This is a genomic window from Staphylococcus debuckii (genome assembly GCF_003718735.1).
Lineage (GTDB): Bacteria > Bacillota > Bacilli > Staphylococcales > Staphylococcaceae > Staphylococcus > Staphylococcus debuckii.
This window is the reverse complement of the sequence record NZ_CP033460.1, coordinates 2141754-2164537: the sequence shown is the minus strand read 5'-3', so window position 1 is coordinate 2164537 and position 22784 is coordinate 2141754. Positions and strand designations below refer to the sequence as shown.

Below are 22784 nucleotides of genomic sequence, written 5' to 3'. Positions count from 1 at the left end.
ACTAAGGAGATGTTTAAATGGTTGAAAATCAACAAATTGTTTTAGCGCAATTTCCAGAAGGGATGCCGACAAAAGAAGATTTCCGCTATGAATCTGTCGAAGTAAAGGAACCTTCAGAAAATGAAGTACTCGTACAAACGATTTACCTCTCAATGGATCCTTATTTAAGAAACGGCATGCGTAAAAATGACCCTTATGTGACATCATTTCAAGTGGATGAGCCTATAGTAGGACGTATGGTAAGTAAGGTAACCACTTCTCAACATCCAGATTTTAAAGAGGGTGACTTTGTAGTAGGTGCTCTGCCTTGGCGTTTATACAACACAGTTGACGGAGAAGAATTGCAAAAGATAGAGAATCCAGTCGGTCCGTTATACTTGTACTTAAGTACTTTAGGGTCTCCAGGTCAAACAGCCTATCATGGATTATTATGTATCGGTAAACCTCAAGCAGGAGAAACTGTAGTTGTTTCTGCAGCTTCAGGTGCCGTTGGTTCAGTTGTGGGACAGATTGCGAAAATTAAAGGTGCTAAAGTTGTAGGCATTGCAGGCGGCGAGAAGAAAACGCGTTATTTAATTGATGAATTAGGCTTTGATCATGCTGTGGATTATAAGCGTGATGATTATGCAGAAAGATTAGCAGAGGCTGTACCTGATGGCGTCGATGTTTATTATGAAAATGTCGGCGGAGATGTGGCGAATGAGGTGTTCAAACATCTCAATACTTTCGCGCGTATTCCAGTATGCGGTGCGATTTCGACTTATAATGCTGACGTACCTGAATATGAACCAGCTATCCAACCCATCTTAATTAAACACCAAACCTTGATGCAAGGGTTCATTGTGAGACAGTTTAAAGATGACTTCCCGCGTGCTGCTAAAGAATTAGCCCAATGGGTCAAAGAAGGCAAAATCAAATCACAAACTTCTATAGCAGAAGGCTTTGATCATGTACCAGAAGCCTTTGAAAATCTCTTTACAGGACAGAATTTTGGAAAACAAGTTGTGAAAGTAGCTGAGGAATAAAGAAAGAGGAGAAGCGGATGAGTTTTTGGCTCATCCGTTTTTCTATACATACAAATTGCGCTATAATCCTGAAACCTCTATACTTAATTCAAATATCACTAAATCGAAGAAACTGAACAAAGGGGAATCAATGATGGATAAGCAAAATCAACCGAATCCTAAGACTACAGCTATTTTAATTATGGCTGCTATTATCTTAGGCGTTTTAGGTATCGCCAAATATATGTTGGATTCGAATCATCAAAGTAGTCATGATACGACAAATAAATCTATCGGTACGCCGACTTTCTTTATGCACGGGTATGGCGGTAGTATAAACTCCGAAGCTTTTTTTAAAAAAGAAGTTCAAAAAGAAGGCGTTACTAAGCATCCGATTATAGCCGACGTCACTTCAAATGGCCATGTGACGTTAAAAGGCGAGTTGCCTAAAAATGAAAAACATCCAGTGGTTCTCATTAACTTAAGAGATAATAAAAATGGGGACATGAAACAAAATGCTTTATGGATTAAAAACGTAATGGAAGCCATGCAGCAGAAATATCAGTTTGATCAATTCAATATCGTCACACATTCTATGAGTAATCTATCATTCGCTTATTATATGCTGCAATACAGCAATAATCCGGATCTACCAAGTTTACATAAACAAGTGAACATTGCAGGTACTTTCAATGGTATTATCGGTATTAATGATGAGCCTGGCAAAGTTGAGCTGAATGCAGAGGGCAAACCGAACAGAATGACAGATGAATACGTTGATTTATTAAGTTTACGTAAGAATAAAGCATATCCTAAAGTAGAAGTATTATTTACGGTGATGTGGGAGATGGGACAAATAGCGATGAGCGTGTGACGAACGCTTCTTCCAAATCCCTAAGATATCTTTTAGAAGGTAATACTAAAAGTTATCGAGAAATGATAATTAAAGGTAAGAAAGGACAGCACAGCCAATTGCATGAGAATCCTAAAGTAGCTCATCAACTGATTAATTTCTTGTGGAAATAATGTAAGATTAAAAAATCTTTAAAACGGTAATAGATAAACTATCATATTATTGAAAAGGAGATGTAATAATGGTACAAAACCAACAAATTGTATTGGCAAGATATCCAGAAGGTATGCCACAAGATGAGGATTTCCGTTATGAAGATGTTGAGGTGCAAGAACCAAAAGAAGGCCAAGTAGTAGTTGAAACGGCTTATATCTCGGTCGATCCTTATATGAGAAATCGCATGAAACCATCATCAGATTCTTATGTTGAGAATTTCCAATTAGATGAACCGATTGTTGGTTTCACTGTAGGCCAAGTTAAAAAATCCAATAACGATGATTTTAATGAAGGCGACATTGTAACAGGCATGATGCCTTGGGCAACCCTTCCTACAGTAGATGGAAAAACGATTAGAAAAGTACCGCCATTAGATGTACCGTCTTATTTATATCTAGGTGTGCTAGGTATGACAGGACAAACAGCATACAATGGTTTGCTAGATATTGGTAAGCCGAAAGAAGGAGAAACAGTTGTTGTATCTGCAGCTTCTGGCGCAGTCGGTGCAGTGGTAGGTCAAATCGCGAAAATCAAAGGCGCTAAAGTCGTCGGTATTGCAGGCGGAGAAGAAAAGAACCGCTATTTAGTTGAAGAATTAGGCTTCGACCATGCTGTCGATTACAAACGTGATGACTATGCTGATAAATTAGCAGAGGCAGTGCCGGATGGCGTCGATGTCTACTTCGAAAATGTCGGCGGTACTGTAGCAAATGAAGTCTTTAAACATTTAAATACATTTGCGCGTATTCCGGTATGTGGTTCAATTTCTAAATATAATGATGAAGAGGTATCTTATGAACTAGCCATTCAACCGATTTTAATTAAAAACCAAGCATTAATGCAAGGCTTCTTAGTGGTTCAATTCGAGAAAAACTTTGAAAGTGCAGGAAAACAACTTGCACAATGGGTTAAAGAAGGTAAAATTAAAACAAAAACCTCTGTCGCAGATGGAATTGACCAAGTTCCTCACGCATTCAGAAACCTATTTACTGGAGAAAACTTCGGTAAACAAGTGATTAAAGTTTCTAATATTCTTGATTAATGAGGTGGTAGTGTGAAAGCAATCGGTGCAGATCAACCCTTTGCCTTGTCAGAAGGAAATTTATTTTATGAATTTGATAAAGACCAGCCTATTCCTAAGCACAATGAACTATTGATTAAAGTAAAGGCTATCAGTGTTAATCCAGTCGACACGAAAATTCGTCAAACACCCATTAAAAACGCGCCACGAATTCTAGGTTTTGATGCAGTAGGTGAAGTCGTAGCAGCAGGGCCTGAAACTGAGTTATTCTCAGTTGGCGATGAAGTCTTCTATTCAGGTTCACCTAATTATGACGGTTCAAATGAGCAGTACCAAATCATAGATGAGCGTTATGTTGCGCGTAAACCAGATAATTTAACATATAACGAAGCGGCGAGTTTACCGCTCACTGGTTTAACGGCTTATGAAACATTGTTCGATGTTTTTGGCATTTCTTCTAATCCAGATAATAATAAAGATAAAACTTTATTAATTATCAATGGTGCTGGTGGTGTCGGCAGTATTGCGACCCAAGTTGCAAAAGAATACGGCTTACGCGTGGTTACAACGGCTGGGCGCAATGAAACGAAAGAATGGTCAGAAATTATGGGAGCGGATTATGTTCTGAATTATAAAGAAGATATGCAAGCTCAATTGAAACAACAAGGGATTGAACAGATTGACTATATCTTTTGCACGTTCAATACGGATTTATATTATAAGAAGATGATTGATTTAGTGAAACCAAGAGGCCATATTGCAACTATTGTAGCTTTTGAAGAAGACCAAGATTTAAATCTCTTGAAAGATAAAAGTATTACCTTCACACATGAATTTATGTATACACGTGCGTTATATGATGACGATGTCATTAAATATCATCGCTATTTAACAGATATCTCTAATAAAGCGGTGGGGGGTGCTTACCGTCCAACAGTAACTAAAGTTATTGATGGTTTGACGGCAGATACTTTATATGAAGCACATGAAAAATTAGAAAGTCACAGTATGATTGGTAAACTGGTTATTAATATGGAAGACGAATAAAGTAGAAAGGGCTGGGACGTAATTAATGTCTCAGTTCCTTTTTTATTATGCAACGAGACAGATAATCTACATTACTTAGGGGAATGTTGAAACTGCGAGAATAAAGTGTTCTAAGCATAGAAAGAGGGTAATAATAAGGCATCAACTTAATAGGGGGAAGTTTTTTTCGTTATGAAAGATAAAAAAATGACGAAAGTGTTTTGGTTCGCACTTGCAATATGTACGCTTTTCGTAGTATTCGGTGCCATTTTTCCAAAACAACTTGAGACAGGGACACAACAAATCACAACCTTTATTGCGAAAAATTTTACTTGGTATTATTTATTATTAGTCCTCGTAATATTGATTGTATGTGTGTACCTTTTATTTTCTAGATATTCCAGCATCACTTTAGGCGAAGAGGGAGAAGATCCAGAGTTTTCCTTGAAATCTTGGTTTGCGATGCTGTTCAGCGCAGGTATGGGCATCGGCTTAGTTTTTTGGACTACTGCAGAACCAATCAGCCATGCGTTTACTAAAACACCGATACATAAAGCGGGAACACAACCTGCTATTGATGATGCCATGCAGTTTGCGTTCTTCCATTGGGGGATTCATGCATGGGCAGTCTATGGAATCGTCGCATTAGTTTTTGCTTACTTTAATTTTCATAGAGGCTATCCTGGTTTAGTCAGTGCGACACTCGTTCCGCTTCTCGGTGAAAAACGTATGCGTGGACCGCTTGGCGGCATGATCGATGTACTTGCGATTATCGCCACGGTTACAGGGGTTGCAGCCACTTTAGGTTTCGGTGCGTTGCAAATTAATGAAGGACTGCATTTCTTATTTAAAGTGCCTTCTAATTTCGGTGTACAAGTCGTGATTGTCATTATTTCTACTATCTTATTCACTTGGAGTGCTTGGTCCGGTATTGATAAAGGGATTAAAACATTGAGTAATATCAATATGATTCTAGCATTTATAGTTTTAATCGTACTCTTTGCCGTAGGACCTACACTATACATTTTAGATATGTTCACTAATTCATTGGGGAATTATATTGCTAATTTCTTTAAAATGAGTTTGCGTATTCCACAAAATGGTGGAGAGAAATTCCAATGGATGCAAAATTGGACTATCTTCTATTGGGCTTGGTGGATATCATGGGCACCATTCGTAGGTATATTCATTGCCCGAGTATCTAGAGGACGTACAATTAAAGAGTTTATTTTAGGAGTGCTGTTCGTACCTGCACTCGTATGTTTCTTCTTCTTTGCAGTATTCGGTGCTTCAGCGATTTATTTACAAGAAAATCATATTGCCAATATTGCTAAAGAAGCAACTGAAACGGCAACCTTTGCGACATTAGAACATTATCCGCTCGGCTTTATTTTAAGTTTAGTAACACTTGTAGTGATTATGATATTCTTTGTAACATCTGCAGATTCAGCAACTTATGTCTTAGGTATGTTGAGTTCAAATGGCAGTATTAATCCTGCTTCAGTGGTAAAAGTTTCTTGGGGCGTGATTCTAGCCTTATTCGCATTAATTATGATTTATACAGGTGGCACACAAGCAATCCAGAACTTACTGATTATTGCGGCACTGCCGTTCTCTATTGTCATTATTTTAATGATGTGGTCACTCTTCAGGGCACTTTCAGTTGAAAAGCCAAGGTATCATACTCCAAAGAATACTTACCGCGAAATTTTATACAAGAAAAATAAAGAAGAATAAAGTGCAAGGGCGAGAGCCTTTCACTATGAGAGCTGAGACTTGTCAAAGTCTCGGCTTTCTTTTTATGAGGGGACGTAAATTTATGAAAAAAGAGGGGATTTGTCGGGCGAGTCGGTGAAAGTGTCGAGGCTCGCAATCCCCGCCTATACAGATCGGAGCGAAAGTGTTGAGGCTCGCGACCGGCGCCTATACAGATCGAGGCGAATGTGTCGAGGCTCGCAATCTCCGCCTATACAGATCGAGGTGAAAGTGTCTAGGCTCGCGACCGGCGCCTATACACATAGACAATCCTTCATACTAAAAATCAAAATTCAACCATCTCCTTTGATTTTTGATAATTAAATTTGACTATATTTAAATGAAAGTGTTTTTAACATATTATTGAGGGTATTTTAAAATATAACAATATTATGTAATAGAAATAAGGAGGTGCAGCGCTGTGAGAAGATTGAAAAATTTCATCTTAGGATTGCTCATCGTTATCGTAGTGGGAATGCTCGTATTTATGATTGCGAAAGTACCTCAAGTCCCACAAGTTGAGACCTATCGACATCAATTATTGACGTTCGCTTGGTTTCTACCCGTACTCTTCGTGTTGTCAGGATTGCTCATATTACTCGGCTTGATATTGGTCTTCAGTTTATTTGCACCGACGCATCGCAAGCCTGGACTTTATAAAATTTATAAAGATGGACATATTTATATTGCTCGCAAATCTATAGACAAAGTTGTTTATGATACTTTAGCGCAATATGAACAATTGATGCAACCGAATGTGGTAACGAAGTGCTACAGTAAAAAGAAAAAATCCTACATAGATATTAAAGCGGATTTCTTTTTGCCAGACGACACACATGCGAAAACACTGACAGAAAATGTTCGAAAAGATATTAAACAGAAAGTAGAATACTTCTCTGAAGTGCCCGTACGTAAATTAGAAGTCAATGTCAAAGATCAGAAAAGTCCATCTAGTCCAAGAGTGCTATAAGGAGGGATATCATGGCGAATAACAATCAAAAACCGAATGACACGACACAGCATGTGGTTAATTTTATAAAAAATTACGCAGGCAGAATTGTTGGATTTTTAGTATTTCTTATCATTGCAGTTTTATTTTTAACACTGGGCTTTTGGAAGACGGTTCTCATTGTGGTGCTATGTTTAATCGGCATAGGTATCGGGTACATTAAAGACCGTAGACAAGAATTCTTAAACTTCTTAAACCGGTGGAGCTAAATACTTAATCCAATGTAGTTGAGCATTAACGACTATTTTAAATTAGAAAAGGGGAATCCTATTATGGCAGTAGATAACACAAAAGCAAAACAAGCGTATGATCAAGAAACTGGCGTAGATTCACTTGAACAAGAAAAAAACCAAGAGAATACTAAACCGAAATTTCATAATAAACTTACATTTTCAGATGAAGTAATCGAGAAAATTGCAGGTATTGCAGCGCGCGAAGTACAAGGTATCTTATCTTTAAAAGGTAACTTTGTAGATAATTTAAGTAATCAATTCTCTAGTACTGAAAATGTGACACAAGGTGTGTCAGTGGAAGTAGGAGAAAAACAAACTGCAGTTGATTTAAAAGTAGTCTTAGAATACGGCGAATCAGCACCTAAAATCTTCCAAAAAGTAACAGATTTAATTAAAGAACAAGTGAAACATATGACTGGTTTGCAAGTAGTTGAAGTCAACATGCGTGTTGATGATGTTTTAACTCGTAAAGAGTTTGAATTAAAACAAAAGAATAACCAACAGCAACAACAAGACCAAAACAAAGGTCTTCAATAATTAATTGTAAAGAATGAGCGGTGCATATTAAACGTGCATCGCTTTTTTTAATTCACTATGACTACCGAGTTGCGACCTAAAAAAATAAGGGAGCGGACCAATTTAATGTCCGGCTCCCTTAATTCTGCCACACTCTTTCAAGGTATTACTTTTCAGTGTGTAAAGGATTGTCGACTTTCACATATGTGTACTCATGTGCTTCGTCCTCTAAACGCATTGTAGTGACGCATTTATAATCGATTTTCTGATCGAAGAAGATGTCTTCTATTTCCTTCAAACGTTGTTCTTCAATTTCTCCAGATGCACGCATTATTTTAAACTTCTCTTGAATGATTGTGCGAATTGCATCCCATAAAGCATTTTCAAATTGCACACTATCCTCTGTATGTTGAGCGATGGTCAAGATAATCTCGCCTAAATGATTTTGCACAGTAGAATAGAAAGCTTTGTTAAAAACAGAAGCTGGTTTATGAGTTAGGATACGTGATTTTTCATGAAAATGCTCAGTTGAATAACCGCTGCGATTCAATTGTGCTTCATCAATGCGCAGCCCTTCGAAATCTCGAATATACATATGATTCAATGTGCCGTCTAGATTGAAAGAGGCAATCGCATTTTGTAAATGTGCTTCTAAAGCAATTCCGTATTTCACGAGCAACGGAATTACCATATCTAATAAAGCTTGAGCATATTCAGAAAGCCAAGCATGAGCAGCTTTTTCGAAATCAGCATGTTGTCCTGCAAATTGAGCACGGTGAATTAATGAATTGACCACTGCTTCTCCTTGATTCGGATTGTAAGCCACCAAACTAGAAGGAATTAGATTAATCGTTTCTTTGTCTGCTAATTGATAGATGTTTGTACGCAATAAGCTTCCAAGTTGCTCACTGCGTCTCGTTTGATGATCTCCTTTATCATCGGTATTGTAAAAGTGAATGCCTGCTGTTTCTGGAATCGGACTAGAGTTAATATCACTAAACAACATATCCTTTTGCATAATGTCTTCTAATATTTCAGTTACTAATGGCCCATTGAAAGTAGTCTGCTCTGATAAAGTACGTATTTCCCCAGTAATATGTACATTAGTAGATAACTTAACATGGGGCGTGATAATAGGCAGCTTCGGCATCAAAGTTCTAAATGAAAGACCGGCATAATAGGTTGTATCATAAGTCATATCCACTATTAAGCCACGTGCAATTTCATCTTGATAGTCACGATGCAGAATTTCTGAATATTGCCATGGATGCAGAATCATTACTCGATAATCATCTTGCTGGTCATGAGTTAATGATTGCTTAAAGGCTTTTTCTAAGCCTGGAAACGCTTGGAAAATCAGTTCATTATATGTATATCCAAGTGATTGTGTGCGTGTCAAATCTTTGTGAACCGCAATAAAATTTAAGTGCTGCGGTTGATGAAATTCAGATGAATATTGATAATTCATTTCTGGTGATAGACCTTTACGCAGTTTAGCGCCAGGATGAAGCGGATGGCCTTCAACAACTGCTTGTTCTGAACGCAAATAACTATCAATATGATTGGCAATAATTTCCAACATAGGGCGGTCTTCATCTTGCAAGGCTAAATGTTGATAGCTCAAGGCCATTGCCATATTGGCTGCACTATTCATCAAGTCGTCGCTGAATTGATTGCTGGCAGCGCCTTTATATTCTGGAGCCTCATTAAGAATAACTTCAAGCACTTCTTCCGGATGCTGAAGACGTTGTACCTTTTCAGTCTCTAGTTCAGAAAAATAAAACGGAGCCTCCATGTCTATGCGATCAAATGCATGGAACCCGCTAATAGGTGCATACAATATTTTACCGGAACGAGGCCAGATCATTTTCATAATTTTTCCTGTGGGAGCAGTTAAAGCGAACGGTAATTGCTCAGCAGAAATAATCTCGCTATTTTGACCTTGTCCCACCATATTTTCTCGATAGATTGAAACAATCAAACGCTTTGATATTAAATCTCTTGCCTGCATTAAGACTGTTTGGAAGGCTTCAGCCCATTTAGGATGACTTTCTGCCAGATAATCATAAGCTGATTGTTCTTCTTTTGTAAGGGATAAAGCTTTTATATTTTGTGATTCTAAATTGTTGTTCATAGTACACCTCTTCAATAAATATTTTACAAAACTACCAAAGATTTGTATAATCCATCATATCGGTAATGATAATCATTATCAATTAAAAAGACAGGTGGAATTATCAATGGCAAAGTATTTTTTTCCAAGTTCATTCCTTCTGTTTTTGGGGAATTGGATTGGCCAAATCGCATTAAATTGGTATGTATATGAGTTATATCATAATGCATTTTACTTAGGACTGGTTAATTTTGTTCGACTCATTCCCATACTATTTTTAAGTATTTGGGCTGGGTCGATAGCAGATAAATATGACAGAGGTGTGTTAATTCGTATTACGATTACCTCTTCGACAGTATTAACTGCAATTTTATGTTTTCTCAGCTTCAAAATGGGGCAATTGCCTATATATATAATATTGATTTATGCCTGCGGGAGAGGCATACTCAATGCTGTTGAGACGCCAATCAGACAAGCGATTTTACCGGATTTGTCTGAATCGCTCAGTACAGTCAAGGCAGTTTCCTATCATTCATTTATTATTAATATCTGCCGCTCAATCGGACCGGCTATTGCAGGTGCGATTATAGCCGCACTGAATGTGAAGTTCGCCTTCTTGGCACAAACAATTACATATTGTTTGGCAACGCTTCTGTGCTTGCCACTGCATTTTAAAGTAGCATCAACAGGCAAAGAAGCTGACACTAAATTTTCATTTGGTATTGTAGCGGATTATTTTAAAACCCATGTACAAGGGTTTAATATATTTATAACTTCACTCATTATTATGGCGACTGGTTTCTCATATACCACGCTCTTGCCTGTGCTAACCAGTTTGAACTTTCCTGGTCAAGCATCTGTCTTTGGGATTGCCATGACATTTAGTGCAATCGGCGGTATCACTGCTACCTTATTATTACCCAAAATATTGAAGTTTTTCTATTCTATTAATGTTTATTACTTAAGCTCAATATTATTCGGGGTAGCATTAATTGCAGTGATTATGCCGAATTCGATATTACTCTTTGGATTTATTTTTCTCATTGGGTTATTCAGCCAATGTGCACGTACCACCAACAGAGTCTATTTTCAAACTCACATAGAGGATGAACGTAGAGGACGCATACTCAGTATCGTCATGATGGACCGCGGTATGATTCCGCTAGGTTCAGTGATCATGAGTGCTTTAACAGAGTGGATCGGTATTATCCCGACATTTATAGCCATGGGTGTCAGTACAATTATAGTTGCCGTCATCTTTTTTGGTATCAAAGAAATGAAGAATAGAGGAAGTGTAGTATGATACAAACAACCATTCAACGTGCAGACATCAATATGCAGCACCGTGTATTGAATGCGATGATTAAAGAAAATATTTTTCCGGAAGGTACAAGAATCGATCACTATGACGGCCATTTAGACGTTCAATTTAAAGGACGTATTCTGTCAGTGCAGGTAACAGGTGAAGCCGCCTTCAAACGCTATACGATGAACGGCCCGTTAGCATTCCAAATTAGAAATCAGGAAGTCATCGTTCAGACCTTAGAACAATTACTGAAGATTCTGGAGGAAGAATTTGAGGTTACAATTCCAGAACGTCTTGAGCAAGAACTGATTCACAGCCGAAGAGGGTTCGATCTTACGTATGCTCAGATGGGTCAGCGCCGCAAATTAATTCATGACAGCATGAAGTTTTCCAGAATGCCAGTAAGTTTGAACTATTTTGCTTGGATGCAGCACATGAGTGCATTAGATGAAATGAACGACTTGCTCTATTCAGAAAGCTTGGCAGTAGAAGGACATCCGACACATCCGTTGTCCAAGACGAAGCTGCCCCTGTCGAATGAAGAAGTGGAACGTTATGCGCCTGAGTTTGAAAAGGTAATTCCTTTGAAAGTCATGTTAATTCGAAAAGAGGATGCAATTGCGACATCCGCTTCTCTCGATCCTGACTTTATGTTGAATGAAGTATTGAGAGATGAAAAGCAGCGTTTAAAACATTTCGTCAAAGCATTAAATTTAAAATTAGAAGATTATGATGTCGTCATTGTCCATCCATGGCAATATGAACATGTGATTATTGACCGCTTCAAAGACTGGATACAAGAGAGACGGCTGATTCCGACGCCGATCACGTTACCCTCTAAAGCGACTTTATCATTTAGAACGATGGCTTTGCTCAATCGCCCGTTTCACATCAAGTTGCCTGTTGAAGTACAAGCAACAAGTGCAGTTCGCACAGTTTCATCGGTAACCACCAAAGACGGTCCGAAATTGAGTTATGAACTGCAAGATATGCTGCATCTTTATCCACAATTGAAAATCGCTAAAGAGCCATATGGATTGCATGCTGATGTAGAAGCGGATAAAGCAAGACAATTGGCTTACATCGTAAGAGAAAAGCCTTTTATAGATGGAGAAGGCGTGACAGTTGTCACTGCGAGTCTGGTCAATCCTAATCCGATTGATGACCATACCATTGTAGATAGTTATTTAGAATGGGTAGACAACGAAATTTCTAAAAATACAATTAAGCAATTTATAACTGTTTATGCACATACATTAATTCCACCTTTAATTGCTTACATTCAAGATTACGGTATTGCGTTAGAAGCGCACATGCAAAACACCATTGTGAAACTTGGTAAAGATTATAGAATGGCTTTCGCAGTACGCGATTTAGGTGGCTCACGCATTGATTTGCCATCTTTACAAGAAAAACTGCCTAATGTAGAGGTAGAAAATCAAAGTCTGATTGCTGATAAAATTGAAGATGTCATAGCCAAATTCCAACATGCAGTCATTCAGAATCAGATGGGAGAATTAACGTATCATTTTCAACAATACGATTGTATCGAGGAAGATGAAATATTTGAGATTATCCGCCATATTACACTGAATGCAATCGATCCGAATAAACCACACGCTGATATTTTGAAAAAAGTATTATTTGCAAAAACGATGAAAGTCAAATCACTGATGCGTATGCGTATGGAAGGCAAAGTTAAAAAATATGTAAACACTGAAGTTGCCAACCCGTTATGGGAAGGAGAGTGACCAAGATGGCATACTTAGAAATAGATTTAGCTAAGATTCAATACAATGCTTTAATGTTGAAATATAAATTAGAACAACGCGGTTTAGATATCACTCCAGTGATAAAATGTATTGCCGGAGATCGTCCTATCGTCGAAGCGTTGAAAGAATTAGGTATCCATCATGTAGGTGATGCGCGCTTTGCTAATATTGATAAATTGCACGATGACGATTTGTCTTACATGATGATACGTACGCCGAATCGCCGCGAGTTGAAAGATACCGTATTGAAGACGAGCATCAGTATTCAAACAGATTTAGAAACGATTCATGAATTGAATCAAGTGGCAGCCTCTCTTGGCCGCAAACATAAAATATTATTGATGGTGGATTGGAAAGATAGCAGAGAAGGCGTCTTGACTTACGATATAGTGGAATATATTAACGAAATTCTGCACATGAAACATATCTGTCTAGCTGGATTAGCATTCAACTTTATGTGTTTCCAAGACATTCCGCCTACAGAAGAGGACATACTGCTAATTAATCAATTTATTCAATCTGTGGAAAAGAAAACAGGTTATCCGTTGAAGATGATTTCAGGCGGCAACTCTAGTGCCTTACCACTCTTAGATTTCTGTACTTTTGGCCGTATTAATGATTTGCGCATCGGAGAGTCCTTGTTCAGAGGAACAAACACCGTTGATCAACAACCAATCCATTATTTATTCCAAAATGCTATCACTTTAAAAGCAGAAATTATAGAGATCAAACCTCGCATTGATACAGCGCAAGATGCATCGTATCTACAAGCAATATTGGATGTTGGACAAATTGATACTGCAGTTAAAGACATATTTCCGCTTTTTGACGATGTAAGAATTATGGGCGCTACGAGTGACCACTTAATGGTAGATTTGAAGAATTCTGATTATCATAAAGTTGGTGATACCATGACTTTTAAATTAGGATATCAGGCATTAGCGCAAAGCATGTACCAACAAACACTGCCGCATGACTATGTGAGAGAACCAGGCATACAAATCCTAGTTGACACATTTCAAACTGCAGATGAAAAAGTAAAAATTAAATAGCGGGCTGCACGGCGAGATGTATGGTTTATAGAGGAGGGGCCGGAACATTAATTTGTTCCGGTCCTTTAGTGTGTTTTCTAGACAATTCTGGTGAGGTAGTGTCTAGAATCTAACATTTTCTAACCTTACACGCTTGTTAAATAGATATATTTGGCCAAGATGGCGGCGAACGTGTCCAATAAACAGATATATTGGTCAAGAATAAGGCAAACGTGTCCAATAAACAGATATATTGGCCAAGAATCGAGTCAACGTGTCCAATAAACGCATATATTGGCCAAGAATAAGGCAAACGTGTCCAATAAACGGGTATATCGGCCAAGAATGAGAGCAACATGTCCAATAAACTCGCATAATCCCCACACAGCCATTCACTCCAAACTCGCAACTCCCACAACTCCCACATACCTCCCGCTATCCCTCACATCCCAAGCTCCTCTTTTTCAAAAGAAAACGCAATCATGCAATTCTCTCAGTTTTTTTCAAGAAAGTGGAAAATATTGTTGACAATGAGAATCGTTATCAATAGTATTATAAGTAAAGATGAAAGATGAAGCGGCAATGAAATATTACATTCTATCAATTCTTTCTGCGCTTACATATTATGGCTTGAAACTGAACCAATCAAGTCAGCTAGAGTATTATTTCATTCGCCACTTTACAAAAGCATCAATATATAAGAAGGAGTGGAATCAGAAACATGAAGAAGTTGAAGTTTCTCGGTATTCTAGTATTAGTTTTAGCTTTAACTGTTGTAACGGCTTGCGGCAACGGTAATAGTGACAAATCTAAAGAATCAAGCAAAAAAGATTCTAAAGATACAATCACAATCAAAAATGACGGTGGAGAAACTAAAGTTAAAAAGGGCGCTAAACGTGTCGTAGCTTTAGAATATTCTTTCGTAGATGCATTAGCTGCATTAGGTATTACGCCAGTTGGTGTTGCAGATGATAACAAACCAGATCGTATCATCAAACCAATCCGTGAAAAAATCGGTAAATACGAATCAGTGGGTACTCGTAAACAACCGAACTTAGAAGTAATCAGTAAAGAAAAACCAGATTTAATTCTTGCTGACCAACAACGCCATAAAGGAATTAAAAAAGAATTAAACAAAATCGCACCGACTATTTTCTTACCAAGCTTTGACGGTGACTATAAACAAAACATCGAAGCTTTCAAAACAATTGCTAAAGCATTAGGTAAAGAAAAAGAAGGCGACAAACGCTTAAAAGAACATAACGAAAAAATGGATAAATACAGCAAAGAAATTACTTTAGATAAAAAATTATCAGCTTTACCAGCCGTAATTACTAAATCTGACATTATGGCACACTCTGATAAATCATATGTAGGTCAAATCTTCCATGATTTAGGATTCAAAGAAGCATTGAACAAAGGTACTTCTAAAGATTTACCTAAATACATGAATGGTCCTTACTTAAAAATGTCAACTGAACAATTAGCGAAAGTAAATCCGCAACAAATGTTTATTATGATTGATGAAAAAGACAAACCTTTATTAGATAAACAAGAAAATGATAAAGTTTGGAAAACAATCGATGCGGTTAAACATAATCGTGTGTACACTGCAGATCGCAGTACTTGGTCAAGATCACGTGGTTTGATTTCTTCTGAAGCACTTGCTAAAGAATTAGTAGAAATCTCTAAAGAACACAAAGACGATCAAGGTAATAAGTAAGACGGAGAAGGTGAATGGTTATGAGTACACAATCTAACCACAGCCTAATTGAAAAGAAACAAAGAAAACGCACCACGCTCCTTTTTATAGGGAGTGTGTGTTTTCTTTTTATTGTGATGTATTTCAATTTGACTGTCGGTACTACAAATATGAAGTTGAAAGACGTTGCAGATTATTTAATATGGCACCACGATACAAAAAACACGTTAGTGATACATAATATACGTATGCCGAGAATGATAGGCGGTTTGCTTATTGGTGCAGCACTCGCTGTTGCTGGACTGTTTATGCAAGCTATGACGCGCAACCCATTGGCATCACCTCAAATCTTTGGTGTCAATGCAGGGGCTTCCTTCGTGATTGTGGTCATTACTGTTATGTTTCCCGCGTTAACGCCTTTATCTACTTTACTCGCTTTTATTGGTGCATTTATTGGTGGTAGTATCGTCTACATGTTATCTGATTCAACAAAAGGTATGACACCGGTCAAATTAGCTTTAGCAGGGATGACGGTGCATCTCTTCTTCACAAGTTTGACGCAGGGGCTGATTTTACTGAATGAGGACTCCACAACAACTGTTTACTTTTGGCTAGTAGGTTCACTCTCTACCTTAAAATGGGCTGATGTGATATCAATCTTGCCATGGTTAATAGCGGCATTTATTGCTGCAATCTTTATGGGGCGCAGTATCTCTATTTTAGAATTAGGAGACGAGCTTGCCAGAGGACTTGGCCAAAATATTAAATTGACACGTCTGATTCTAGGTATCTTAGTAGTCGTACTTGCAGGTGCTTCTGTTTCGATTGCTGGGCCAATCGGATTTATCGGCTTAATCGTTCCGCATATCGTGAAGCATTATACGCAACATAACTATTTGGTTATTATTCCACTCACTATGATATTCGGTGCAGCCATTCTATTACTTTCTGATGTCATCAGCAGATTGATTGCTTACCCTTATGAAACACCAGTAGGTATTGTGACTTCATTCGTAGGTGCAATTTACTTCTTATCATTGACATTGAGAGGAGTGAAACGCATATGACAAAACATTTAGGAAGAAAATATCTGATTGTCATTGTGATATTAATATTAGTTTCTTTATTCTCTCTCTCAGTCGGTGCGGTCTTCGTCAATCCACTTGAAGCTGTTAAGGGATTAATTATGCAAGATGACTTCATTATCAATGAATATAGAGAACCACGTATGCTAGTAGGATTGCTTGTCGGAAGCAGTATTGCGATTTCAGGTGCTGTTATTCAAGGCGTCGTACGTAACCCATTAGCTTCTCCTGACGTTATCGGGATTACGAAAGGTGCAAGTTTAGCAGCGGTATCAGTCTTGATTTTATTCCCGAAAGCGCCTATCTATGCGTTGCCTGTAGCATCTTTCATTGGTGCATTAGTAGTCAGTTTAATCTTGTCTTACTTAATTGCACGTAAAGATGTACAAGGGTCTAGCCTGGCTTTAATCGGTTTAGCCATTGGTGCGATTTGTATGGCAGTGGTTCAATACTTATTAATTCGTTTCCCGCTTGAAGCGAATTTAGCGCTGGTATGGCTGACTGGGAGCCTATTCGGTCGTAATATGGATCATGTATTATCAATCTTGCCGTGGTTCATTGTTACAGTGCTGTTGATATTATTCTTAGCACAACGCCTAGACATCATACATCTCGGTGATCAAGTAGCAACTGCGCTTGGTACTCGAGTACGTACCGTAAAAATGGTGATGCTTATTTTAGCAGTAATGCTCGCAGGATCTTCAATCGCAGTAGTAGGCGGATTGAGTTTCCTCGGCTTGATTGCACCGCATATTGCTAGAACCATTGTCGGTCATAAACATATTCATATCATTACGATGTCTGGTTTAATCGGAGCTATCTTGATTATTGTCAGCGACACCTTAGCACGCGGCATTCATCCGCCACTAGATATTCCTGTCGGCGTTATTATTGCGATTGTCGGTGCACCATACTTCATCTATGTATTAAGAAAAATGTAGTGAAAGTCAGAGCCGTTTCTCATGGAAGAGAAGCGGTTCTTTTTTTATGGAAAAACCATTAAGTTTATGCAAAATACATACTTCTATTTTGGAAAAAGAAAAACTTTTGAGAGGAGAAAGGCAATGTATAGCGCCTTTCTTTTTAAGAGAGAAGCTAATTATATTTGTAGATTTTATACATTATTTTGTATTAATATTTAATTTTCTATTGCTAAGTCTCATGATTATGCTTATAATTGTTTTAACGAGAGGGAGAAGATTATGGAAAAATATACAAAATCGCAAATGATAAAAGGACGTTTAAAATTTATTATCATGTCATTAATCGGGATTATGCTTTTCTTAATTCCCATACCAGTGACAGAAGATGGCAAGAAACAAACTACTTTAACCGTAGCATTTTTAGCGCATTGGCTGAAAGATTTATTAGGAGGGTCGATGCCTTATATCTTACTGATTGTTATTACACTTTCAGGAATTCTTACTTTATTATGTTCTACTATTCTTAGAAATCGAATTAATCCTCAAGGTTTAATGAACACGGTATTTAATGTGACACCGATCTGGTTGATTGTCAGATTGTTAGCTGTAGTGTTTGCATGGATGACTTTCTTGCACTTCGGCACAAAAATCGTTTACTCAGATGATACAGGCAATTTAATTTTCTCAGATTTATTACCAACCTTACTATCGGTATTTTTCTTCGCAGCTTTATTTTTACCGCTTCTGCTAGAATTCGGTTTATTAGAAATGCTTGGACCGATATTCCGACCAGTAATGAGACCGTTATTTACATTACCTGGCCGTTCTACTGTCGATAACTTGGCATCATTTATCGGAGACGGCACAGTGGGTGTAATCATTACCAGCCGTCAATATGAACAAGGTTTTTACTCCAGAAGAGAAGCGACGGTGATTGCGACTACTTTCAGTGTAGTATCGTTAACCTTTGCGATTGTAGTAGCTGAAACAGTCGGCATGCAGAATCATTTCTTTTATTTTTACTTAACTGTCATAGTTTCCTGTTTAGTGGCAGCAGTCATTATGCCGAGAATTTGGCCGTTACGCAATGTGCCTGATGAATATGCAGTTGAAAACAGTGAATACAGTAAAGACGAATCTAAACCTGAAGGCGTTTCAGCTGTAAGACATGGTTTTAATTTAGCTACTGAAAAAGGAATTAAAGCACCTGGCTTTGTTGATTTCTTCAAATCAGGATTAGGAACTGTAGTGGATATGTGGTTCGCAATTTTACCAGTTGTCATGACAATCGGTACGCTGGCAACAATTATTGCGACATATACGCCATTCTTTGAAATTATCGGTAAACCATTTGTTCCATTATTAGAGCTATTACAAATTCCAGAAGCAGGGCGTGCGTCTGAAACGATGCTCGTAGGATTTGCAGATATGTTCTTACCTTCTATCTTAATTGATGGCGTAAAAAGCCAAGTCACGTTATTTGTTGTAGGGGCTTTGAGTATCTCTCAATTGATTTACTTATCTGAAGTCGGAGGCGTTATCTTAGGATCTAAGATTCCAGTCAGTATCGGCAAATTGTTTGTCATTTTCTTACTCAGAACTATCATTGTGTTGCCTATTATAGCGTTGATGGCGCATTTATATTTCTAATAGAAAAGGGGGCTGTGACATTAATTTGTCGCAACCCCCTCTTTGTGTACTATTCTAATTTACCAAGTGCAGTAAGGACATGAGATTTTACAAGATTACTGCCAATGATAGGCGATTCTTTCTTTTCGTCTGATTGTGATGCGTTTTTATCAGAGCGTTGATGTGCTTGTTTAAATGCATCACTATTTTTCCAGTTTTCAAAGTCTTTTTCGGAATCCCACCAAGTCGTTACATACATTTCTTCAGTATCTTTATTGTCATCTTCGATTAAAGATACTTCTACGCGATTAAACCCTGGCATTTCTTCTAATTGAGGATTTGAAGTGAAGCGTGGTGCCATTTTTTCAGCAAATCCTTTTTTGACTTCAATTCTATTTGTAACGATATACATCGTGCATCGCTCCTTTATGATTTTAATTATAAGTTATTGACCCTGTTTCTCAATTTTATAGAAGTTAATAGATAAAAACAAAGAAGAATAAAGAAGCGGTCGAACACTTCTAGTAGAGTGCGCGACCGCTTTTATCATTTTTATTTATTTTGTTAATTCGTTATAAACTTTTTTGTCGTTAAATGTATAAATGATGTATTCGTGATCATCAGTATCGATAATAACACGGTTTGTTTTACCAAAAGTAGTACCGATTCGTGATACTTCTTTACCTTCTTCAGGTACTGCGTGCAAGTCTTGATCTTCTCTTATGCTTTTGATGCTGTCTGTAGGAATTTTAATGTTAGCGACTCTCCATTGGATTCTTACTTCATTATTATCCTTTTTTACTGTCATTGCCATTACAAGAACACATCCTTTTAAAATATTGTAAATACATCATACACTATTTAGAAAACGTTTTCAACGATTATGAGATACTTTTTAGAATGTGACATACTAATTGAAAAAGGCGAACATATGAACCGAAAATATGTTCGATTTTAAAGATGAATTGTGGTAAAATAATAAAATCAGAAGGGAGATTAGAGATGACAGGAAAAACGCACATATCATGCGGGTTTTTAATAGGAACACTCGCAGTTAATTATTATCATCCGGATTTGTTCAATTCTATTACAACTGTTGTCTTAGCAGTAGGCGGAAGTATGTTGCCGGATATTTGCCATACACAGAGCAAAATAGGGCGGCGCTTCAAATTTTTAAGCTTTATCGTTCGTACTTTGTTCGGTCATAGAACATTTACACACTCTCTATTATTTACATTATTGATGGCATTATTATTAACAAGCATTCATACACCGGAAATGTATTTCACAGCTTTCATCGGTGGAATGGCATCTCATATTATTTTGGATATGTTGACACCTAGAGGCGTTAAATTGTTATATCCATTGCCGTTATCTGTTAAACTCCCGATCCAATTTAAAACAGGCGGAATGGTAGATTTATCATTAGCAACCGCATTTACTTTCGGTGGTACGTATGTTATATTTCGCGAAGTTATTAATCAGTGGTTGAATCAATTTATAACCTTGCCGTTTTGATAGCACAACTTAAAAAGGTATAAGATAGAATTGATTAGGATAAAGCCGAACTGATTAATATATGATATAATCTTAGGGTATTAAGAGTATCGAAGTATATTAATATTTTGAACACTCGCTAATCGCGGAGAAACTTAAGGAGAGGTAAAAGGTACCATGTTGGATAAGAACAAATTAGAGAAAAATAATCAACAACATTTATTAGAATATGAGAAATTAATGAGTTCGAATGAAAAAGAAAATATTGCTTCTAAATTAGAATCTTTGGATTTAACTGCTATTCAAGATATGTATCAATCACTTTATGTTGAGAAGTCGCAAAATAAAAGTAAAGAAGCAAAAGAGGCAACTGAAGTTAAATATAAAGTCAAGGACGACTATTCTAAGGAAGAGTTGGACGCATTTTATCATACAGGAATCGATGCGATTAAAGAGGGACAATTTGCCGTTGTGCTTATGGCGGGCGGACAAGGTACTCGATTAGGCTATGATGGACCAAAGGGTTCTTTTGAAATCGAAGGGACGAGTCTTTTCGAATTACAAGCCAAACAGTTGATTCATCTAGCAGAAGAAGCAGGTCGTAATATTGATTGGTATATTATGACAAGTGATATCAATGATGAAGCAACACGCCATTTCTTTGAGGAAAAGAACTATTTTGGTTATGATGCAAATTCTATTCATTTCTTTAAACAGCATAATATTGTTGCTTTAAATGAAGAAGGCGGTATTGTATTAGGCGAAAATGGCGAAGTTATGGAAACGCCGAACGGAAACGGCGGTGTATTTAAAGCCCTTGAGGAGCAAGGTTACCTTGATAAGATGGAAGAAGATGGCATAAAATTTATATTTATGAATAATATCGATAATGTGTTAGCACGTGTGCTGGATCCTGTATTTGCTGGATTTACAGTAGAATATAATCGTGATATCAGCTCTAAATCAATTGAACCTAAGCCAGGAGAAAGTGTAGGGCGTTTAGTCAATATTAATTGTAAGGATGCCGTGCTTGAGTATTCAGAGTTGGATGAAGCAGAAGCGGATGCATTCCATAATGCTAATATCGGTATTCATGCTTTTAAACTTGCTTTTATACAGTCGGCTGTTGATAGAGAAATGCCTTATCATTTAGCAGTGAAGCAATTAGCACAGTTGGATGAAGATTTTGATATAGTGACAAAGCCTACTTTGAAATTTGAATTATTTTATTTTGATATCTTTAAATACGCAACAAGTTTTATCACATTGCAAGTACCGCGAGATGAAGAATTTTCACCGCTAAAAAACCGCGAAGGAAAAGATAGCGTGGAAACTGCAACTAATGATTTAAAACGCAGAAATCTTATTTAACCGTAAAGGTGGAGTCATTATTGAAACAGACTTCAAACACAGGAAAAGAAAACGCAATTAGCCGATTCAAGGACATTATTCCGTTATCATTCGGAGAAGAAATTGGAAATGCTGCATCACATGGGGGTGCTGCTTTAGTAACATTAATCGCCTTACCTTATGCAGCCGTACATAGTTATAACCAGGGTGGTACGTTAACGTCAGTCAGCGTCTCAATTTATGTAATCAGTATATTTTTAATGCTGCTGTCTTCCACAATTTATCATGTGATGCAAAATAATTCTTCACACAAATATATTATGAGGATTGTAGACCACAGTATGATTTATATCGCCATTGCTGGTACGTATACTCCAGTGTCGCTAGTATTAGTCGGAGGATGGTTCGGCTGGATTATTATGATACTATTATGGGGCATCACAATCTGGGGTATTCTCTACAAAGCAATCGCTGAGAAAGTGAATCCCAAATTAAGTTTATTTATGTATTTAATTATGGGGTGGGTTGGAATCATTTATATTCCGATTATATGGAAAGAAGCATCATGGCAATTTATGTTATTTATTTTGCTTGGCGGTATTGCATATACAATCGGAGCATGGTTTTATGCTCAGAAGAATAAGCCCTATTTTCATATGATTTGGCATATCTTTATTGTAATTGCTTCATTATGCCACTTCATCGGTATTTTGTATTATATGTAGATAGAAAGAAACAGAGGA

Annotated in this window: 20 protein-coding genes and 1 pseudogene; 18 read left to right on the top strand and 3 right to left on the bottom strand. The window is 37.4% G+C overall.

Annotated features, from left to right (window positions below):
* Positions 1–17 precede the first annotated feature (17 nt).
* The 8 genes and pseudogenes from CNQ82_RS10425 (at position 18) to CNQ82_RS10390 (ending at position 7654) form a co-directional block, all read left to right on the top strand.
* On the top strand, positions 18–1025 hold the full coding sequence (locus tag CNQ82_RS10425) for an NADP-dependent oxidoreductase (protein ID WP_123145201.1): 1008 nt from the start codon (positions 18–20) through the stop codon (positions 1023–1025).
* A gap of 130 nt (positions 1026–1155) precedes the next feature.
* Positions 1156–2030, top strand: a pseudogene (locus CNQ82_RS10420) (alpha/beta hydrolase).
* Between the two features lie 68 nt (positions 2031–2098).
* Positions 2099–3115: an NADP-dependent oxidoreductase gene (locus tag CNQ82_RS10415; RefSeq protein WP_123145200.1), complete on the top strand. Its 1017-nt coding sequence runs from the start codon at positions 2099–2101 to the stop codon at positions 3113–3115.
* A 12-nt stretch (positions 3116–3127) separates the two neighbouring features.
* Positions 3128–4141 (top strand): zinc-binding alcohol dehydrogenase family protein, encoded by a 1014-nt coding sequence (locus CNQ82_RS10410; RefSeq protein WP_123145199.1) that lies wholly within the window; start codon positions 3128–3130, stop codon positions 4139–4141.
* Between the two features lie 171 nt (positions 4142–4312).
* On the top strand, positions 4313–5857 hold the full coding sequence (locus CNQ82_RS10405; protein WP_123145198.1) for a BCCT family transporter: 1545 nt from the start codon (positions 4313–4315) through the stop codon (positions 5855–5857).
* 439 nt (positions 5858–6296) lie between these two features.
* Positions 6297–6845 (top strand): alkaline shock response membrane anchor protein AmaP, encoded by a 549-nt coding sequence (gene amaP / locus CNQ82_RS10400; protein ID WP_123145197.1) that lies wholly within the window; start codon positions 6297–6299, stop codon positions 6843–6845.
* Between the two features lie 8 nt (positions 6846–6853).
* On the top strand, positions 6854–7093 hold the full coding sequence (locus CNQ82_RS10395; RefSeq protein ID WP_231917562.1) for a DUF2273 domain-containing protein: 240 nt from the start codon (positions 6854–6856) through the stop codon (positions 7091–7093).
* Positions 7094–7156: 63 nt separating this feature from the next.
* On the top strand, positions 7157–7654 hold the full coding sequence (locus tag CNQ82_RS10390; protein WP_123145196.1) for an Asp23/Gls24 family envelope stress response protein: 498 nt from the start codon (positions 7157–7159) through the stop codon (positions 7652–7654).
* A gap of 145 nt (positions 7655–7799) precedes the next feature.
* On the opposite strand, the gene CNQ82_RS10385 is transcribed toward CNQ82_RS10390, so the two are convergent.
* The gene (locus tag CNQ82_RS10385; RefSeq protein ID WP_123145195.1) at positions 7800–9767 is read right to left on the bottom strand and encodes an IucA/IucC family protein; all 1968 of its coding nucleotides are present in this window, start codon (positions 9765–9767) and stop codon (positions 7800–7802) included.
* Between the two features lie 106 nt (positions 9768–9873).
* On the opposite strand from CNQ82_RS10385, the gene CNQ82_RS10380 reads away from it, so the two are divergent.
* From CNQ82_RS10380 to CNQ82_RS10345, 7 genes are all read left to right on the top strand, one after another.
* Positions 9874–11049: an MFS transporter gene (locus tag CNQ82_RS10380; RefSeq protein WP_123145194.1), complete on the top strand. Its 1176-nt coding sequence runs from the start codon at positions 9874–9876 to the stop codon at positions 11047–11049.
* Entirely contained in the window at positions 11046–12803 is a 1758-nt protein-coding gene (locus CNQ82_RS10375) for an IucA/IucC family protein (protein WP_123145193.1), read from the top strand. The genes CNQ82_RS10380 and CNQ82_RS10375 overlap by 4 nt, the downstream gene beginning before the upstream one ends.
* Positions 12804–12808: 5 nt before the next feature.
* Positions 12809–13876, top strand: a complete 1068-nt coding sequence (locus CNQ82_RS10370) for an alanine racemase (RefSeq protein WP_123145192.1) — start codon at positions 12809–12811, stop codon at positions 13874–13876.
* A gap of 700 nt (positions 13877–14576) precedes the next feature.
* A complete protein-coding gene (locus tag CNQ82_RS10365) occupies positions 14577–15578 on the top strand; it encodes an ABC transporter substrate-binding protein (protein ID WP_123145191.1) in 1002 nt (333 codons plus the stop codon).
* A 14-nt stretch (positions 15579–15592) separates the two neighbouring features.
* Positions 15593–16624: a FecCD family ABC transporter permease gene (locus tag CNQ82_RS10360; RefSeq protein WP_123145190.1), complete on the top strand. Its 1032-nt coding sequence runs from the start codon at positions 15593–15595 to the stop codon at positions 16622–16624.
* Complete coding sequence (locus tag CNQ82_RS10355; protein WP_123145189.1) at positions 16621–17583, top strand: FecCD family ABC transporter permease; 963 nt, start codon at positions 16621–16623, stop codon at positions 17581–17583. Before CNQ82_RS10360 ends, CNQ82_RS10355 begins: the two co-directional genes overlap by 4 nt.
* A gap of 261 nt (positions 17584–17844) precedes the next feature.
* Positions 17845–19215 carry a YjiH family protein gene (locus CNQ82_RS10345; protein WP_123145187.1) on the top strand — a complete coding sequence of 457 codons (1371 nt, stop codon included), beginning with the start codon at positions 17845–17847 and terminating at the stop codon, positions 19213–19215.
* A 49-nt stretch (positions 19216–19264) separates the two neighbouring features.
* Here the strand turns inward: CNQ82_RS10345 and CNQ82_RS10340 are convergent, their stop codons facing one another.
* A complete protein-coding gene (locus CNQ82_RS10340; protein ID WP_123145186.1) occupies positions 19265–19606 on the bottom strand; it encodes a heme oxygenase in 342 nt (113 codons plus the stop codon).
* Between the two features lie 144 nt (positions 19607–19750).
* Positions 19751–20008, bottom strand: coding sequence for a SunI/YnzG family protein (locus tag CNQ82_RS10335; protein ID WP_123145185.1), 258 nt, complete (start codon positions 20006–20008; stop codon positions 19751–19753).
* 188 nt (positions 20009–20196) lie between these two features.
* Here CNQ82_RS10335 and CNQ82_RS10330 point away from each other — a divergent pair, with 188 nt between their 5' ends.
* From CNQ82_RS10330 to trhA, 3 genes are all read left to right on the top strand, one after another.
* Positions 20197–20712 carry a metal-dependent hydrolase gene (locus CNQ82_RS10330; RefSeq protein ID WP_095104135.1) on the top strand — a complete coding sequence of 172 codons (516 nt, stop codon included), beginning with the start codon at positions 20197–20199 and terminating at the stop codon, positions 20710–20712.
* Between the two features lie 156 nt (positions 20713–20868).
* On the top strand, positions 20869–22062 hold the full coding sequence (locus tag CNQ82_RS10325; RefSeq protein WP_123145184.1) for a UTP--glucose-1-phosphate uridylyltransferase: 1194 nt from the start codon (positions 20869–20871) through the stop codon (positions 22060–22062).
* A gap of 20 nt (positions 22063–22082) precedes the next feature.
* A complete protein-coding gene (gene trhA / locus CNQ82_RS10320) occupies positions 22083–22766 on the top strand; it encodes a PAQR family membrane homeostasis protein TrhA (RefSeq protein WP_123145183.1) in 684 nt (227 codons plus the stop codon).
* Positions 22767–22784: the final 18 nt, after the last annotated feature.

Excerpts from the sequence above, each read along its gene's own strand:
- CNQ82_RS10425 (WP_123145201.1), top strand. The coding sequence starts at position 18 with ATGGTTGAAAATCAACAAATTGTTTTAGCGCAATTTCCAGAAGGGATG.
- CNQ82_RS10415 (WP_123145200.1), top strand. The coding sequence starts at position 2,099 with ATGGTACAAAACCAACAAATTGTATTGGCAAGATATCCAGAAGGTATG.
- CNQ82_RS10405 (WP_123145198.1), top strand. The coding sequence starts at position 4,313 with ATGAAAGATAAAAAAATGACGAAAGTGTTTTGGTTCGCACTTGCAATA.
- CNQ82_RS10390 (WP_123145196.1), top strand. The coding sequence starts at position 7,157 with ATGGCAGTAGATAACACAAAAGCAAAACAAGCGTATGATCAAGAAACT.
- CNQ82_RS10385 (WP_123145195.1), bottom strand. The coding sequence starts at position 9,767 with ATGAACAACAATTTAGAATCACAAAATATAAAAGCTTTATCCCTTACA.
- CNQ82_RS10380 (WP_123145194.1), top strand. The coding sequence starts at position 9,874 with ATGGCAAAGTATTTTTTTCCAAGTTCATTCCTTCTGTTTTTGGGGAAT.
- CNQ82_RS10375 (WP_123145193.1), top strand. The coding sequence starts at position 11,046 with ATGATACAAACAACCATTCAACGTGCAGACATCAATATGCAGCACCGT.
- CNQ82_RS10370 (WP_123145192.1), top strand. The coding sequence starts at position 12,809 with ATGGCATACTTAGAAATAGATTTAGCTAAGATTCAATACAATGCTTTA.
- CNQ82_RS10365 (WP_123145191.1), top strand. The coding sequence starts at position 14,577 with ATGAAGAAGTTGAAGTTTCTCGGTATTCTAGTATTAGTTTTAGCTTTA.
- CNQ82_RS10360 (WP_123145190.1), top strand. The coding sequence starts at position 15,593 with ATGGTTATGAGTACACAATCTAACCACAGCCTAATTGAAAAGAAACAA.
- CNQ82_RS10355 (WP_123145189.1), top strand. The coding sequence starts at position 16,621 with ATGACAAAACATTTAGGAAGAAAATATCTGATTGTCATTGTGATATTA.
- CNQ82_RS10345 (WP_123145187.1), top strand. The coding sequence starts at position 17,845 with ATGGAAAAATATACAAAATCGCAAATGATAAAAGGACGTTTAAAATTT.
- CNQ82_RS10340 (WP_123145186.1), bottom strand. The coding sequence starts at position 19,606 with ATGTATATCGTTACAAATAGAATTGAAGTCAAAAAAGGATTTGCTGAA.
- CNQ82_RS10335 (WP_123145185.1), bottom strand. The coding sequence starts at position 20,008 with ATGGCAATGACAGTAAAAAAGGATAATAATGAAGTAAGAATCCAATGG.
- CNQ82_RS10330 (WP_095104135.1), top strand. The coding sequence starts at position 20,197 with ATGACAGGAAAAACGCACATATCATGCGGGTTTTTAATAGGAACACTC.
- CNQ82_RS10325 (WP_123145184.1), top strand. The coding sequence starts at position 20,869 with ATGTTGGATAAGAACAAATTAGAGAAAAATAATCAACAACATTTATTA.